The following is a 15,112-nucleotide window of genomic DNA, read 5'->3' as shown; positions in this document are numbered from 1 at the left end:
CAGCAGCACCGGCCATTGCGCCAGCGCCGAGCTGCGGCGCACCGGACACGAGGCCCGTGGCGATGCCGGGGCCGAAGATCCCGAGCGCCAGCAAGGTGAGCGAGGCCAGCATGATGACCAGCGCGTGGTCGATAGACGGCTCGGCGGGATGGACTTGGAACTGAGCGAACAAGCCCGAGCCGATACCGACGATCACGGCCAGCACCAGAACCTTGACGCCGGAGGCCACCACGTTGCCCAAGACCTTTTCCGCGAGGAACGCGGTCTTGTTCCAGAGCGCGAATGGCACCAGCACGAATCCGGCGAGCGTGGTCAGCTTGAACTCGATCAGCGTGATGAACAGTTGGATCGCCAGCACGAAAAAGCACAAGACCACGACCAGCCACGCGAGGAACATCACCACGATGGGGTCGAGGTTTACGAATACTTCGGGAAAGCCCGCCATCTCACCGATCTGCTCCAGAATCGGCGCCCCGGCGTCGATGCCGGTTTTCGCCAGCCGGCCCGGCTGCAAGAAGTTTTCCATCGTGATGGCCGAGCCGGTGGCGGTTATGCCTAATCCCGCAAACGAGCGGAATACGATGCTGGCCAGCCAGTTGAAGTTATTGATGATGTAGGCGAAGGCGCCGACGTACAGCACCTTGCGCAGAAGCTTGGCGATCACGTCCTCGCCCTGACCGGTGGCATGGCTCATGGCCCAATACAGGCCGGCGATCGTCATGTCGATGACGATCAGCGTGGCCGTGAGGAACGCCACTTCGCCCCGCAGCAGCCCGAAACCCGAGTCGATATACGCGGCAAAGGTGTTGAGGAACTGGTCGATGATGGTCACGTCATTCATGGCGTGTTCTCCGGCTCGGCGGGAACGGCCGGCGCCATGCCATCGGCCGGTTCATCGAAGCTCGGCGGGATCGGCGGCAGGTCGGCCAGCGTCTGGTATTCATCCGGCCCGGCCTTGCCGGAGAAGAAGCGCCGCCGGAAGGCTTCGGCGGCGGCACGGCAAGCGTCCTCGCCCGTGGCCTGCCGGTCGGCCGCGCATTGCGCGCGCAATGCCTTGAGCCGCACGGGATCGACGGCCAGGGCATCGGCAAGGTTGTCGGCCGGCTGCTTGCCGCAAGCGGCCAGCAGCACGACAAGCACCACAACAGACGGGGCGAGGACGCATCGCATGGCGGCCTCCCGTCAGTTGCCGTAGAAGTTCACGGACTGCGGCGTGTACGGCGTCCCTTCGCCCAGGAAGCGCCGCCGCACTTCGCGGGCGCGCTCCGTGGCCGCCGCCTGCCGCGCCAGCTCCAGCGACGCCGCCCGGTCTTGCGTGATCTGGAGCCGCTGCGACTGGATCGACTGCTTGGCCTGCAAGGCCAGCAACTGATTCATGGCCTGCATCGCCTGCAACGCACCTTCGGCCGACTGGCTCTTGCCAACGAGATCGGCCAGCACGCTCTCGTCTTCACCCAGGTTCTGCGACACCTGAGCTTGCATCTGCATCGTGGTCTGCAAGCCGTTGAGCGTGTTCCGCCAACGCTCCTGTGCGTCGCGGTACATCTGGTCGCCGCTGACGGTGGCGGCGTACTGCTCGGGATACAGGCGTGCGAACTCCCGATCCAGATTCGTCACGTCATAGGCCAAGCCTCGGGCCTGGGCGATCAGCCGCTCGGTCGTTGCCAGATTGGCGCGCAACTGGCCGACCACGCTGGACGGCAGGCTGGCGAGGTTGCGCGCCTGGTTCATCAACATCTGTGCTTCGTTCTGGAGCTGCTGGATCTGGTTGTTGATCTGCTCCAGCGTGCGGATCGCGGTCAGCGTGTTCTGCACGAGGTTCGTGGGATCGACCACGACCCATTGCGCATGAGCGGTGGCGGTGCAAAGCATGGCCGCGACGGCGGCGGCGATAAGGCGCTTCTTCATGACAGGCTCTCCTGTGGGTGGTCGGTGGTACGGAGGGAACCCGGCGCCAGGCCGGGGAACGAGGGCAGCAGGTCGGCCGCCCAATCGAGGCCGCGATGGCGCAGCCAAGCGCCCGCGAAGCCGGGTGCGCCGGCGTCCAGCAGCAGGCGGTCTATGTCGCGCTGGTCTTGCGGCGTGGACGCGCCCGCGAAGGCCAGCGCCGCCGGCCCCAGGTCGAGGTCGAACAGGCGGTTGCCGAGACGGGATTGGTAGTAGTAGTCGCGCTTGGGCTGCGCGGTGGCGACGATTTCGATCTGCCGCCTGTTGAGGCCGAAGCCCTCGTAGATCGTGCGAATCTGCGGCTCGGTGGCCTGCGGGTTGGGCAGGAAAATCCGACTCGCGCAGCTCTCGATGATCGCGGGCGCGATGCTCGAATCCTTGATGTCGGCGAGGCTCTGCGTGGCGAAGATGACGCTGACGTTCTTCTTGCGCAGCGTCTTGAGCCACTGGCGGATACGCTCGGCAAACACCGGGTCATCGAGGAATAGCCACGCTTCATCGAGGATCAGCAGCGTGGGCGCGCCGTCGAAGCGTTCATCGAAACGCGCAAAGAGGTAATGCAGCACGGCCATGACGGCGGCCTTGCTGTGCATCAGCTCCTCCATCTCGAAGCACTGCACGTCGGCCATGCCGAGCCGGTCGTGATCGGCGTCCAGCAGCTTGCCGTGCGCGCCGCCCAGCACATAGGGCGCGAGCGCTTGGCGCAGCGCGTTCGATTGCAGCAGCACGGAAAGCCCCGTCATCGTGCGCTGCTCCACCGGCGCACCGGCGAGGCTGCCGAGCGCCGACCAGATGGCCGCTTTCTCGTCGGGGCCAACCGCCACGCCTTCGTGCAGCAAGCGGCCTTCGATCCATTCGGCGGCCCAGGTGCGGTAGCCCTCACGGTCGATGCGCGCGAGTGGCTGGAAGGCGATTTCGCCATCCGTGCCCAGGTCGTAGTGCTCGCCGTCCAGCCCGAGGATCGTGGCTCGCATGGAGCGGCCCATGTCGAACGCGAAGATGCGCGAGCCGCGATAGCGGCGGAACTGCATTGCCAGCGTGGCGAGCAGAACCGACTTGCCCATGCCAGTCGGCCCCGCGACCAGCGTGTGGCCCACGTCGCCGATGTGCGTCACCAGCCGGAACGGCGTGGCGCCATCGGTGCGCGTGACGATCAGCGGCGGGCCGTCGAGGTGGTCGTTCTTCTCCGGCCCGGCCCATACCGCCGACACCGGCATCATGTGAGCCAGGTTCAGTGTCGAGACGATGGGCTGGCGCACGTTGGCGTAGGCGTTGCCCGGAATGGACGACAGCCACGCATCCACGGCGTTGAGCGTTTCGGGGATAGTCACGAAGCCCCGCCCCTGGATGACGCGCTCCACCATGCGCAGCTTCTCGTCTGCGACGGCGGCGTCCTCGTCCATGACGGTGACGGTCGCCGTCAGATAGCCGAAGGCGACTTGATCGCTTCCCAGCTCCTGCAGGGCGGCGTCCGCGTCGGCGGCCTTGTTGTTGGCGTCGGTATCGACCAGCGGGCTTTCCTGCTGGAAGATCGTTTCGCGCAGCAGCGCGATGACGTTCTTGCGCTTGGCGAACCACTGGCGGCGCAGACGGGAAAGTTCTTTTTCCGCCTCGGCTTTGTCCAGGCAGAGGAAGCGCGTACTCCAGCGGTAGGCAAAACCGAGGCGGTTGAGGTCGTCCAGAATCCCCGGCCAGGTCGAGGTCGGAAAGCCCCGCACCGACACCACGCGCAGGTGCTGGTCGCCCAGCATGGGTGCCAGGCCACCGACCAGCGCGGAGTCGGTCAGCAGCGCGTCGATGTGGAACGGCACTTCGGGCACGCCGACGCGGTAGCGCCGCGTCGAGATGGTGGCGTGCAGGTAGCTCAGCGTCTGGCTGTCATCGAGCCAGGCGATTTCCGGCATCACGCCATCGAGCAGGTCGAACACGCGATCTGTTTCCGCCACGAAGGCCGTCAGGCGCTCGCGCCAGTCCACGCCATCGGTGGGCCGGTTCTCGTACAGCATCCCCGCCGCGCGGGCGCGCGATTCCTCGGGCGGCAGGTACACCAGCGTCAGGTGATAGCCACTCTCGAAGTGATTGCCAGAGTCCTCGAAGGTGGCGCGGCGTTCCTCGTCCACCAGCCACGACAGCGGCTCAGGAAACTCCGAGTGCGGATGGTCGGCAGCGGGACGGCGCTCGGCTTCAATGAACAGCGCCCAGCCCGATCCCATACGGCGCAGCGCGTTGTTCAACCGCGCCGATGTGGCGATCAGCTCGCCTTGCGTCGCGCTGTCGAGGTCAGGCCCGCGAAACCGGGCCGTGCGCTGGAAACTGCCGTCCTTGTTCAAGACGACGCCCGGCGCGACCAGCCCGGCCCAGGGCAGCCAGTCGGCAAGTAAGGCCGGGCGCTGGCGGTATTCGGCGAGGTTCAGCATCGCGGCGTCCTCCCCTCACACGTCCAGCAGCGGGCGATGCTTGATGTGCCGGGCGAAGACTTGCATGAACTGCGGATCGACGCGCGCACCCCACACCGCCAAAGAATGGCCGACGATCCAGAGCACCACGCCGGGAATCCACAGTTGCAGGCCCAGCCCGACAGCGGCGGCCAGCGTGCCGTTGGCGATCGCCACGGTGCGCGGCGCACCGCCCAGCAGAATCGGCTCGGTCAGCGAGCGATGCAGCGGCACCTCGAAACCGTCCGCGAAGGTGTCTGGGGCACTCATACGACCGCCCCGCCGGAGAAGCTGAAGAACGACAGGAAGAAGCTCGAAGCGGCGAAGGCGATGGATAGACCGAAGACAATCTGGATCAGCTTGCGGAATCCGCCGGATGTGTCGCCGAAAGCCAGCGCGAGGCCCGTGGCGATGATGATGATGACCGCGACGATTCGCGCCACCGGCCCCTGGATGGATTCGAGGATGGATTGCAGCGGGCCTTCCCACGGCATCGAGGAACCGGCGGCCTGTGCGGTTCCGGCCAGGAACAGCAGCAGCGCGGCCAGCAGCAGCCCTTGCCCCGCAGGGCGGGCCAGGCAGCGCAGCCGCGCAAGACGCAAAGCCGGATTTGCAGAAAAACGGAAAGCAGGAATGGTCATCTGCGTCATGGCAGTTCTCCAAGTGAGTCAGGGGATGGGGAAGTCGCCGCAGCGGGTGCGGCATCGGGAAGTGGCGGCAGCTCGGGAAACGGCGTTTCCAGCGCGTCCGCCAGTTGGTAGCCCACGCCGTCGAAGCCGACGACGCGAGCGATGCTCTCGATGCGGCGCTTGCGCCCGCGCCCGGCGATGTGGATCACCACGTTGACCGCTTCGGCGATCAGCGCACGGGGCGGATTCACCGCCACTTCGAGAATCAGTTGCTCCAGGCGCTGCAGCGCGCCGAGCGCGGAGCCGGCATGGATCGTGGCGATTCCGCCCGGATGGCCTGTGCCCCACACCTTGATGAGATCCAGTGCCTCGGCGCCGCGCACTTCGCCAACGACGACGCGATCAGGCCGCAGGCGCATGGACGAGCGAACCAGCTCGGTCATCGACACCACGCCTGCGCGGGTACGCAGGGGAACGTGGTCGCGGGCCGCGCATTGCAGCTCCACCGTGTCTTCGAGCACCAGCACGCGGTCGCCGGTGGCGGCGATTTCGGCGAGCAAAGCATTGGCGAGCGTGGTCTTGCCGCTGCTGGTGGCGCCGGCGATCAGCACGTTCTGCCGCTCGCGCACGGCGCGAACGAGAAAGCCCGCTTGCGCGCTGGTCATCATCCCGTCGATGACGTACCGCTCCAGCGGAATCACGCCGATGGCGCGCTTGCGCAGCGCGAAGACCGGCCCCGGCGCTGCCGGCGGCAAGATGCCCTCGAAGCGTTCGCCCGTTTCGGGCAACTCGGCGGACAACAGCGGCTGGCCGCGATGCACTTCCGCGCCAACGTGGGCGGCCACGAGGCGGATGATTCGCTCGCCGTCCGCCTCGGGCAGTTCCACGCCCATCGGCGCGCGCCCACTGGAAAGCCGATCCACCCAAAGGGTGCGATCGGGATTCAGCATCACCTCCACCACGTCCGGGTCTTCGAGCGCGGCGGCGATCAGCGGCCCCATCGCCGTGCGCAGCATCTGGATGCGGCGGTCGAGCGACGTGGCGGTTATGGATTGGGGAACGGCGCTCATGACGCACGCTCCCGCGCTTGGGCGGCTGCCGCCGCGTCCTCCATCCGCATCGGATCGGGATGCAGTTCCTCCACCACGTCGCGCACCAAGCTGCGGCCCCGCAGCAGGTGGCGGCCAAGCTTCTCGGTGAACTGCTCGAAGCGCGCTTTGCCCTGCGCGCGTGCCGCGTCTTGGTGCGCCTCGGGAACCGGCGTGCTCACGGTCAGGTAGTAGCGGATGAACAGCGCCAGCGTTTCGATGGCGATGTTCTGGTCGCGCTCCATTCGCTCGGCCTGGCGCGAGAGGCGATCCAGCCGCTTGGCAATGGCCGCCTCGCGCTGGTCGGCAGCGTCGGGCGACAGCCACGATGCGAGCGCCGCCGCGACAATGGACGACTTGGACACGCCTTTCTTGGCGGCCAGCTCGTCCAGGCGCTTGGCGTGCTCCGGCTGGATGAACAAGTTGAGGCGGTAGTGGCTCATAGCTCGATTCCGTCGTTGGGGTCGAGGGAAGCCAGCCGGGCCGTGCGCTGCATGGCTGGATCGAGCTGGCGAGGAAGGGGAAGCGGCAAATCGTCGTCGTCATCGAGTAGCCCAAGGTCGGCCGCGGGCGCGGCCAGCTCGGGGTCGTAGGCGACGGTTTCGGAGAGTTCGGGCTGACGGCGCGGGCCGCCGTCGTCGGCCGAAGCCGAGTTCTCCAGGCCATCGGCGGATGCCGTGGCAGGTGCAGCGGGCACGGACGGAATCGCCAGCCCGCTCCAGTCGTCGGGCCGCGACGGCGGCGCGTCGGCGTACTGCTGGTTCGCCAGCGTGGGCGGTGGCAGCACGCGACGCTTGAAATTGGCGTCCGCGTAGTAGCGCAGTTTCTTCGCCTTGATCGGCGCCACGCTGGACACCATCACCACGGCCTCGTCGGGCGGAAGCTGCATCACCTCGCCGGGCGTGAGGAGCGGTCGGGCCGTTTCCTGGCGCGACACCATGAGATGCCCGAGCCACGGCGCCAGCCGGTGGCCCGCATAGTTGCGCTGGGCGCGCAGCTCGGTGGCCGTACCCAGCGTCTCGGAGATGCGCTTGGCGGTGCGTTCGTCGTTCGTGGCGAACGTCACGCGCACATGGCAGTTGTCGAGGATGGAGTGGTTTTGCCCATACGCCTTGTCGATCTGATTGAGCGACTGCGCAATGAGGAAGCTGCGGATGCCATAGCCGGCCATGAAGGCCAGCGCCGTCTCGAAGAAGTCCAGGCGCCCCAGCGCCGGGAACTCATCGAGCATCAACAGCAGCTTGTGGCGGCGCTCGATGCCGTCGGAGCCGTCGAGCGATTCGGTGAGGCGCCGGCCGATCTGGTTGAGGATCAGGCGAATGAGCGGCTTCGTCCGCGAAATGTCCGAAGGCGGCACCACCAGGTACAGCGACACCGGATGCTCGGCAGCGATCAGGTCGGCGATGCGCCAATCGCAGCGCGAGGTGACTTCGGCCACCGTCGGGTCGCGGTACAGACCGAGGAACGACATGGCGGTGCTCAACACGCCAGAACGCTCGTTGTCCGATTTGTTGAGCACTTCGCGCGCCGCAGAGGCGACGACCGGATGCGGCCCATCGCCCAGGTGCGGCGTGGTCATCATCCGGTGCAAGGTCAGCTCGAACGGGCTGGCCGGGTCGGACAGGAAGTTGGCGACGCCGCGCAGCGTCTTGTCCTCGCCGGCGTAGAGCACATGCAAGATCGCACCGACCAACAGCGCGTGGCTGGTTTTCTCCCAATGGTTCCTGCGCTCCAGCGCGCCTTCGGGATCGACCAGAATGTCCGCGATGTTCTGAACGTCGCGCACCTCATGCGCGCCGCGCCGCACCTCCAGCAGCGGGTTGTAGGCCGCCGACTTCGCATCCGTGGGGTTGAACAGCAGGCAATGAGAGAAGCGCGAGCGCCAGCCGGCGGTGATCTGCCAGTTCTCGCCTTTGATGTCGTGGACGACGGCGGATGCAGGCCAGGAAAGCAGTGTCGGCACCACGAGGCCGACACCCTTGCCCGATCGCGTAGGCGCAAAGGTCAGGACGTGTTCCGGGCCTTCGTGGCGAAGGTACTGGCGGTCGTGCTGGCCCAGGAACACGCCGGCCGGCAGCGTGAGGCCCGCTTTGCGAATGTCATCCGCGTTCGCCCAACGGGCCGAGCCGTAGGTCGTGACCAGGCGCGACTGCCGCGAGCGCCAGATCGACATGCCGATGGCGACCACCACCGCCAGCAGGCCGCTGCCGCCCGCGATGGCGCCGCCGGTGTCGAACACGCGCGGCGCGTAGGCGTCGAAGAAGAACCACCACTCGAACAGGCGCCATGGGTGGTAGATCGGCGTGCCGAGAAGATCGAACCAGGGCGAGCCAAGGCGTAGCTGGTAGCCAAGGGCTGCTGCTGTCCATTGTGTGGCGCCCCACACTCCGGCGATCACGATGCCAAATACCACGGCGATCTGACCGAACAGCACGCTCGTCCCTTGCATGACCTGGCCTCCGATTTCTCCTGAGCTGATTCCTCATGGAAGAAGCGGCACAAAGGCGTGCCGCAAGCGTCAGAATCGGTGCCGGGTCGGTGCCGGTCAAAGACCGTTTCGAGCAGAAACGTCGAGCAAAAAGACAGAATTCGCGCGGCGTCGAACCAAAGAAAAACGCCGCAAGCGATAGCGCATTGCGGCGTGTCGAACAGAAAATTGAAACCGATGCGGCGAACTGCCAACGATCAGAACTTGGGCGATTCCTTCGGCCGCGTGTAGGGCGTTTCGCCGTCACCATAGAACCGTTTGCGCGTGGCCTCGGCCACCCGGTTGCAGAGCACGTCACCCAGCTTGGGCCGATCCGTCTTGCACTGCTGGCGTAGTTCCTTCAACCGTTCGGGATTGGCTGCCAGTTCCTCCATCGTTGGGATATTCGCTTCCGATGTGTTGGCCTTCTGAGGCGTTTCGGACTGGCCGCAGGCGGTCAACACCGCCACCAGCAAGAAAAGGATGATCTTCTTCATGGCGCAGGTTCCTCCGGGGGATCGAGATTGCGGCCCAGCATGGGCCTGGGAGATTCCAGAGATTCGATGGCCTGTACGCGCTCAATGAATCGAGCCAGAACCTCCGCTGGTTCGCCTATAGGGCGCAGCAGATAGGTTGTCAGGGGTGGGACACGTGATGCCAAGGGGCGAGCCACCACGCCCGGTTCTCTGCTAGCTGTAATGTGTGCTGCACCCGTAAGGCCAAGCGCGAAGCCGGCCGATACAAGCGCCATCATCAAATCGCAGGAGGCCACACGCTCCGCGATCAGGGGTTCCATGTCCGCACGGCGCAGTACCCGATCAACGTGTTTCGCGTGGCTTTCGCAAACCTGTGGATCGCACAGAACCAGAGGGTAGCGGAGCAGTTCCTCCAACGGAATGCGCTTATGCGCTAGCAGAGGATGTCGAGCAGGTACAGCGACCATGAGTGCATCGCTCCAGACGGGTATAGCGACGATGCCTTCGCCCACTTCGTCTGATTGCGCGAATCCTACGTCATAAAGATCGTCGTGTAGCCCCTTGATTTGTTGCGACAACGGCACTTCGGAGAAGCGAATCTCGACTTCAGGTTCTTCCTGTCGGCATAAGGCGAGCACTGCCGGAAGGCGCGACGGTGTAATGCCGTCCGATAAGGCCACCCGCAACTGACCGTGAAATCCATTGGCCGCTGCTTTTACGCTGTCGCGCGCTTGTTGCAGAACAGCAAATACTCGGCGGGCATGCTCCAGAAATAACTTACCTGCACGTGTTAGTCGAGTGCTGCGTGTGGTACGGGCAAACAGTACAACACCCAGTTCCTCCTCTAGCTCCTTAATGGCGCGAGAAAGTGGAGATTGTTCAATGTGCAGCTTCTCCGCAGCTCTAGCGAAGTGAAGCTCCTCCGCCACGGCGAGAAAGTATTTTAGATGTCTTAACTCCATAGACGAATAGCTCCCACGAGCGCGCATCGCAGGCGGTAGCCGCGACCTGTGAGTCGCGGCTACGCCCTGAACAATCAGTTGCCGCCGTTGGACGGGCGGCGTTCCGCAGAAGATTGCGCCACGTTTGGCTTCTTCTTCGTGGCGTCGCACTGCTCTTTCAGCTTCTTTACTTCGGGATAAGCCACGTCACTGATATACCGCTTCGTATCTGCCAATTGCTCGCATGTCTTCGGTATGGCCTTCGCATCGTCGTCATGCCCGCCGGTATGGGCCATCACGAATGGCGAAGCGAGCGAGGCGCTAGCTAGAGCTGCAATCAAAACCGGACGAATGTTCATTTCAATATCTCCTGGGGTAAGGCCCGGCCTACGTGGCAGGGCGGGAAACTTCGACTTCCTGCCATGCAATTGGCATGGCAGGAAAGCCGGAGTGCATGGGACATGTGCCCGTAACCAATTTGCCAATCACAAGACGCGCTTCATTTCCATGTATTGACCGCGAGTGCGAACAATCACCGTCACGTCAGCGTCGCCACGGTTCCGCCAGAACCAACCGTGATTTCCACTAAAGGCCGCCTGGATAACGCCATTGCTAGCGGGCACCGCGCGACCCTTTTCATAACTGATGGACTGGCCGCCACCATCGCCGTGGGTATCGAAGTTCACAACGCCCCCTTCGGCAACCCAATTGAACTCGACCTGCTCGCCGGCCTTCATACTCAACTTCACCTCCGCCCCTTGGCCGGGCTTGAGTACGACGCGCATTTCATCGCGCCAAGCGGCGCCGTTCTCCGCCTGCGCGGCGTTCTGTGCTTGTGCAGGCGCGGCGGTGCCTGCGTTCCCTGCCGTTGCGGCAGCGGGCTTGGCCGCATCCTTCGCGGCATCCGCAGCGGCTTCTTCGGCCAATTGCGTCTTGATCTCCCCCATTTCCTTCAGGCCGAGTACGCGACCAATCCCTGTTGGGTCGATCGCGTACTCGGAGGGAAGGACGATGCCGACCAAAATTGCGATGGCGGCGACGAGTGCAATAAGCGTCGAGCGCAGCAGTTGTTTCGATGATGGAAGGTCGTCGAGGGTTGGCTTGGATACGTTGTACATGGGTTTTTCTCCGTGTTTGATTCAGGAAACGAAATAGCCGGTGAGCTGATAGCCGATCAGAATGAATCCGGCACACATCATCGCTACGTTGGCGGTGTACGCATGGCGCCAGAAACTTGCTGTTCGGCGCCAGTAGCTGATTGCAATCAGAATGGTGCCGAGCGCGATCAACTGCCCGATTTCAACGCCGACATTGAATGCCAACAGGTTTGGAATCAGGCCATCAGGCGAGATGTTGTATTCGATAATCTTGGTTGACAGACCGAATCCGTGAAAGAGTCCGAATACGACTGTTGCGACTTTCGTATTGGGCTGGAAGCCGAGCCATCGCTGAAATGCGCCGATGTTGTCGAGCGCCTTGTAAACCACCGAAAGACCGATGATCGCGTCGATGATGTAGCTGTTTATCCCGACGTTGAAATACACGCCAAGCAGCATCGTGGTTGAGTGGCCCATGGCAAATAGCGTCACATACAGGGCGATATGCTTCATCCGGTACAGGAAGAAGATCACGCCAAGCAGGAACAGGATATGGTCGTATCCCGTCGCCATATGTTTCGCCCCTAGATACATAAAAGGGATGAGGTTGACGCCGGATATTTCCTGGATGTAGCCCTTATCGCCCTCCGCAACGGCATGGGCGAGCGCCTGATTCGCGCACGCGAACAGCAGGATAATCGTCGCCATAAGAAATAAAGAAGTCCGTTGCCAGGTCGGTCGATGGTGATCCGGCATTACTTCAAGTGATCTTTCACGCATGAATTTCATACCTCAATTACTCTCCTAAAAACCCTTGCGGTTCGGGTGCGGCAAGCACCTTTCCTGTTTGCCGCACCATGCGAACTGTTGAAATTGGCGTCGTGCTTACGCCGGCGCGGTGTCCTGGCTTTCGTTGCGCCCCCGATGAATGAGGCGATATAGGGCCGGCAGCACTAGCAACGTCAGCAGCGTCGAGGAAACAATGCCGCCAATGACGACAGTTGCGAGGGGTCGTTGCACTTCCGCGCCCGTTCCGACGTTGACGGCCATCGGTACGAAACCAAGGCTTGCAACCAGCGCAGTCATCAGCACCGGGCGTAGCCGCGTCATCGCTCCGTTCACGATGGCATCGTGAATCGGCGCGCCTTCGTGGTGCAGCTTGCGAATGAAGCTCACCATCACCAGGCCGTTGAGCACCGCCACACCGGATAGGGCGATGAATCCAACCCCTGCCGAAATCGAAAGCGGAATATCGCGCAGCCACAATGCGGCAATGCCGCCTGTCAGTGCCAATGGTACGCCGCTAAAGACGACCGTGGCGTCCCGGCCCGAGCCGAAGGCCATGAACAGAAGGCCGAAGATCAGAACCAGTACAGCCGGCACGACGACGGACAGCCGTTGGCTCGCCGAAATGAGTTGCTCGAACGTGCCCCCGTAGTTGACCCAATAGCCCTCTGGCAGTGTGATTTCGCGGCTTACGCGCTCACGCAGCTCTTCCACGAACGACCCTAGATCGCGTCCGCGCACATTGCTGGTAATGACGATCCGGCGTTTACCGTTCTCGCGGCTGATCTGATTGGGGCCGGGAGCCACTTCGATTGACGCAAGCTGGCCGAGCGGCACGTAAGCGGCTTGGCCCGGTGCGGCAGCAGCGCCGGTCGGAACGGGAATGGGCAGTGTCGCCAGTGCTTTAGGGTCTTGGCGCTGCGCTTCGGGCAGCCGAACCACAATATCGAAGCGGCGATCGCCCTCAAACACTTGGCCAGCGACGGCACCACCAAGAGCGATTGCCACCGTCTGCTGTATGTCGTCGATCGCCAGGCCGTACCGGGACAGTGCATCCACGTTCGGCGTGATTGTCATCAGCGGCAGGCCCGTAATCTGTTCGAGTGCCACGTCGGCAGATCCCTCGATACTCTCGGCCACGGCTTCAATCTTGGAGCCTAGTTGGGCCAGTTGCTCCATGTCATCGCCATACACCTTGATCGCCACCTCGGCACGGACACCCGCGATCAACTCATTCATGCGCATCTGCACGGGCTGAGTGAACTCGTAGTTGTTGCCGGGAATGGTGTTCACCGCCTTTTCCAGTTCGGCAAGCAGTACGGCTCTCGGTTTGCGCGGATCAGGCCATTCGCTGCGATCCTTGAGCATGATGAAGGTGTCAGCCACCGAAGGAGGCATGGGATCAGTCGCAACCTCGGCAGTACCGATCTTGGCAACGACTTCCTCAACCTCTGGAAACTCCTTGATCCGCGCTTCCAACTGGCGCTGCATGCCAATCGCCTGGGTCAGACTCGTTCCGGGAATCCGCATCGCGTGCAAGGCGATGTCGCCTTCATCCAGATTGGGGATGAACTCGGTGCCCAGGCGCGTCGCAAGCAAACCAGACAGCACTACCAACACTGACGCCGCCGCGACAACGGCGACCCTTAGCCTGATTGCCTTCTGGAGAAGTGGCGCATAGAAGCGGCTGATGCCGCGCATCACCTTGGTTTCCTTCTCGGAAACCTTGCCGGTGACAAACAGCGCGACCGCAGCGGGCACGAAAGTCAGGGACAACACCATCGCACCAGTCAATGCGATCACGACGGTAAGCGCCATCGGATGGAACATCTTTCCTTCCACACCCGACAACGCGAAGATTGGAAGGTAAACCGCCGTGATGATGAATAATCCGAACAGGGCAGGCTTGATGACCTCTGCACTGGCGCTCGAAACCAGCGAGAAACGCTCATCGCGGGTCAACAGCCGACCGAGCTGGTGCTGTCGTTCGCTGAACCTGCGCAAGCAGTTCTCCACGATGATGACCGCACCATCGACAATCAGGCCGAAATCCAGTGCGCCCAAGCTCATCAGGTTGGCCGAGATTCGGTTTTGCACCATGCCGGTGATCGTCAGCAGCATGGCAAGCGGAATGACCGCTGCGGTTATCAGGGCTGCACGCAGGTTGCCTAGCAACATGAACAGCACGGCAATCACCAGCAACGCGCCTTCCAGAAGATTCTTCTGCACGGTTGCGATGGTGCGGTCAACGAGTTGAGTGCGGTCATAAACCGCGTGTGCTCGGACTCCCTCGGGAAGTGTCGCGTCGATTTCAGCGAGCTTTTCCACCGTGCGCTGTGCAACCGCTCGGCTGTTCTCGCCAATCAGCATGAATGCCGTTCCCAGCACGACCTCCTTGCCGTCTTTCGTGGCCGCGCCGGTTCGTAGTTCGCTACCCTCCAGAACTTCCGCCACGTCGGATATTCGGAGTGGCAGCCCATCGCGCGTTGCCACGACAATTTTCCGCAGTCGCTCGATGTCGCCTACCTGTCCGGGGATGCGGATCAGGTACTGCTCGCCGTGACGTTCGATGTAGCCGGCACCGACGTTGGCGTTGTTCCGCGCAACGGCGTTCAGCACGTCGTTCATCGTCAACTCGTAGGCCAGCAGCTTGACCGGATCGGGTGTGATGTGGAACTGACGCACGTAACCGCCGATGGTGTTGACCTCGGTGACGCCTTTCAGATTGCGGAGCTGCGGACGCACCGACCAGTCTTGCAATGTGCGCAGCGCCGTCGGCGTCCAGATTTCCTCGTAGCCCTTCTCGGGTTCCAAGGTGTACATGAATATCTCGCCCAGGCCGGTTGCCACCGGGCCGAGAGAAGGATTCAGGCCCGCCGGAAGTTGCGAAGATGCCTGCTGCAAGCGTTCGGCAACCTGCTGGCGGGCAAAGTAAATGTCGGTGCCGTCCTCAAAGACCGCAGTGACTTGCGACAGGCCGTAGCGGGAAATCGAGCGGGTGTAGTCCAGCCGGGCGAGGCCAGCGAGCGCCGTCTCAACCGGGAAAGTGACGCGCTGCTCCGCCTCCATTGGCGAGTAGCCTGGTGCCTCGGTATTGATCTGTACCTGGACGTTGGTAATGTCCGGTATCGCGTCGATCGGCAAGCGGCTGTAGTTCCAGACGCCCAGCCCGGACAGGGCGAGCACCAATAGAAGCACGAGCCAGCGATGCGCGATGGACGCGCGAATGATACGTTCGAGCATGTC

The 15,112-nt window shown here is 63.2% G+C and carries 15 protein-coding genes; all 15 read right to left on the bottom strand.

The features are described 5' to 3' along the window. Positions 1-841: P-type conjugative transfer protein TrbL (gene trbL / locus PM2_RS03830; protein WP_042131281.1), on the bottom strand; the 841-nt coding region annotated here is incomplete at its 3' end. After that, on the bottom strand, positions 838-1,170 hold the full coding sequence (locus PM2_RS03825) for a hypothetical protein (RefSeq protein ID WP_010791835.1): 333 nt from the start codon (positions 1,168-1,170) through the stop codon (positions 838-840). The genes trbL and PM2_RS03825, both read right to left, overlap by 4 nt. A 12-nt stretch (positions 1,171-1,182) precedes the next feature. Continuing rightward, positions 1,183-1,908 carry a P-type conjugative transfer protein TrbJ gene (gene trbJ, locus PM2_RS03820; RefSeq protein ID WP_003103988.1) on the bottom strand — a complete coding sequence of 242 codons (726 nt, stop codon included), beginning with the start codon at positions 1,906-1,908 and terminating at the stop codon, positions 1,183-1,185. Beyond that, complete coding sequence (trbE, locus tag PM2_RS03815) at positions 1,905-4,364, bottom strand: conjugal transfer protein TrbE (RefSeq protein WP_010791836.1); 2,460 nt, start codon at positions 4,362-4,364, stop codon at positions 1,905-1,907. Before trbE ends, trbJ begins: the two co-directional genes overlap by 4 nt. 15 nt (positions 4,365-4,379) lie before the next feature. Beyond that, entirely contained in the window at positions 4,380-4,652 is a 273-nt protein-coding gene (locus tag PM2_RS03810) for a VirB3 family type IV secretion system protein (protein WP_003103993.1), read from the bottom strand. Then, a complete protein-coding gene (locus PM2_RS03805) occupies positions 4,649-5,032 on the bottom strand; it encodes a TrbC/VirB2 family type IV secretion system protein (RefSeq protein WP_003103996.1) in 384 nt (127 codons plus the stop codon). Before PM2_RS03805 ends, PM2_RS03810 begins: the two co-directional genes overlap by 4 nt. Beyond that, positions 5,029-6,081, bottom strand: coding sequence for a P-type conjugative transfer ATPase TrbB (gene trbB / locus PM2_RS03800; RefSeq protein WP_003103998.1), 1,053 nt, complete (start codon positions 6,079-6,081; stop codon positions 5,029-5,031). Before trbB ends, PM2_RS03805 begins: the two co-directional genes overlap by 4 nt. Next, complete coding sequence (locus PM2_RS03795) at positions 6,078-6,542, bottom strand: ribbon-helix-helix protein, CopG family (RefSeq protein ID WP_003104000.1); 465 nt, start codon at positions 6,540-6,542, stop codon at positions 6,078-6,080. Before PM2_RS03795 ends, trbB begins: the two co-directional genes overlap by 4 nt. Further along, positions 6,539-8,548, bottom strand: coding sequence for a conjugal transfer protein TraG (locus PM2_RS03790; RefSeq protein ID WP_003104002.1), 2,010 nt, complete (start codon positions 8,546-8,548; stop codon positions 6,539-6,541). The genes PM2_RS03795 and PM2_RS03790 overlap by 4 nt, the downstream gene beginning before the upstream one ends. A 236-nt stretch (positions 8,549-8,784) precedes the next feature. Then, the gene (locus PM2_RS03785; RefSeq protein WP_010791837.1) at positions 8,785-9,063 is read right to left on the bottom strand and encodes an EexN family lipoprotein; all 279 of its coding nucleotides are present in this window, start codon (positions 9,061-9,063) and stop codon (positions 8,785-8,787) included. Continuing rightward, positions 9,060-10,004: a LysR family transcriptional regulator gene (locus tag PM2_RS03780; protein ID WP_010791838.1), complete on the bottom strand. Its 945-nt coding sequence runs from the start codon at positions 10,002-10,004 to the stop codon at positions 9,060-9,062. The genes PM2_RS03785 and PM2_RS03780 overlap by 4 nt, the downstream gene beginning before the upstream one ends. Before the next feature lie 74 nt (positions 10,005-10,078). Continuing rightward, complete coding sequence (locus PM2_RS03775; RefSeq protein ID WP_010791839.1) at positions 10,079-10,342, bottom strand: hypothetical protein; 264 nt, start codon at positions 10,340-10,342, stop codon at positions 10,079-10,081. A gap of 126 nt (positions 10,343-10,468) precedes the next feature. Continuing rightward, positions 10,469-11,101, bottom strand: coding sequence for a hypothetical protein (locus tag PM2_RS03770; RefSeq protein WP_010791840.1), 633 nt, complete (start codon positions 11,099-11,101; stop codon positions 10,469-10,471). A 21-nt stretch (positions 11,102-11,122) separates the two neighbouring features. Then, positions 11,123-11,788, bottom strand: coding sequence for a HupE/UreJ family protein (locus tag PM2_RS03765; protein ID WP_228291978.1), 666 nt, complete (start codon positions 11,786-11,788; stop codon positions 11,123-11,125). A 177-nt stretch (positions 11,789-11,965) separates the two neighbouring features. Next, positions 11,966-15,109 (bottom strand): efflux RND transporter permease subunit, encoded by a 3,144-nt coding sequence (locus tag PM2_RS03760; protein WP_010791842.1) that lies wholly within the window; start codon positions 15,107-15,109, stop codon positions 11,966-11,968. Between the last annotated feature and the right edge of the window lie 3 nt (positions 15,110-15,112).

The sequence above is a fragment of the Pseudomonas monteilii NBRC 103158 = DSM 14164 genome, from assembly GCF_000730605.1.
Taxonomy (GTDB): Bacteria; Pseudomonadota; Gammaproteobacteria; order Pseudomonadales; family Pseudomonadaceae; genus Aquipseudomonas; species Aquipseudomonas monteilii.
The sequence above is the reverse complement of the archived record's forward strand: the minus strand, read 5'-3'. Positions and strand labels throughout refer to the sequence as shown.

What these genes read in the sequence shown, in the direction of transcription:
- PM2_RS03765 (WP_228291978.1), bottom strand. Translation starts at nt 11,788, where the DNA reads ATGGCGACGATTATCCTGCTGTTCGCGTGCGCGAATCAGGCGCTCGCC.
- trbJ (WP_003103988.1), bottom strand. Translation starts at nt 1,908, where the DNA reads ATGAAGAAGCGCCTTATCGCCGCCGCCGTCGCGGCCATGCTTTGCACC.
- PM2_RS03805 (WP_003103996.1), bottom strand. Translation starts at nt 5,032, where the DNA reads ATGACGCAGATGACCATTCCTGCTTTCCGTTTTTCTGCAAATCCGGCT.
- trbB (WP_003103998.1), bottom strand. Translation starts at nt 6,081, where the DNA reads ATGAGCGCCGTTCCCCAATCCATAACCGCCACGTCGCTCGACCGCCGC.
- PM2_RS03795 (WP_003104000.1), bottom strand. Translation starts at nt 6,542, where the DNA reads ATGAGCCACTACCGCCTCAACTTGTTCATCCAGCCGGAGCACGCCAAG.
- PM2_RS03825 (WP_010791835.1), bottom strand. Translation starts at nt 1,170, where the DNA reads ATGCGATGCGTCCTCGCCCCGTCTGTTGTGGTGCTTGTCGTGCTGCTG.
- PM2_RS03780 (WP_010791838.1), bottom strand. Translation starts at nt 10,004, where the DNA reads ATGGAGTTAAGACATCTAAAATACTTTCTCGCCGTGGCGGAGGAGCTT.
- trbE (WP_010791836.1), bottom strand. Translation starts at nt 4,364, where the DNA reads ATGCTGAACCTCGCCGAATACCGCCAGCGCCCGGCCTTACTTGCCGAC.
- PM2_RS03775 (WP_010791839.1), bottom strand. Translation starts at nt 10,342, where the DNA reads ATGAACATTCGTCCGGTTTTGATTGCAGCTCTAGCTAGCGCCTCGCTC.
- PM2_RS03790 (WP_003104002.1), bottom strand. Translation starts at nt 8,548, where the DNA reads ATGCAAGGGACGAGCGTGCTGTTCGGTCAGATCGCCGTGGTATTTGGC.
- PM2_RS03810 (WP_003103993.1), bottom strand. Translation starts at nt 4,652, where the DNA reads ATGAGTGCCCCAGACACCTTCGCGGACGGTTTCGAGGTGCCGCTGCAT.
- PM2_RS03770 (WP_010791840.1), bottom strand. Translation starts at nt 11,101, where the DNA reads ATGTACAACGTATCCAAGCCAACCCTCGACGACCTTCCATCATCGAAA.
- PM2_RS03785 (WP_010791837.1), bottom strand. Translation starts at nt 9,063, where the DNA reads ATGAAGAAGATCATCCTTTTCTTGCTGGTGGCGGTGTTGACCGCCTGC.
- PM2_RS03760 (WP_010791842.1), bottom strand. Translation starts at nt 15,109, where the DNA reads ATGCTCGAACGTATCATTCGCGCGTCCATCGCGCATCGCTGGCTCGTG.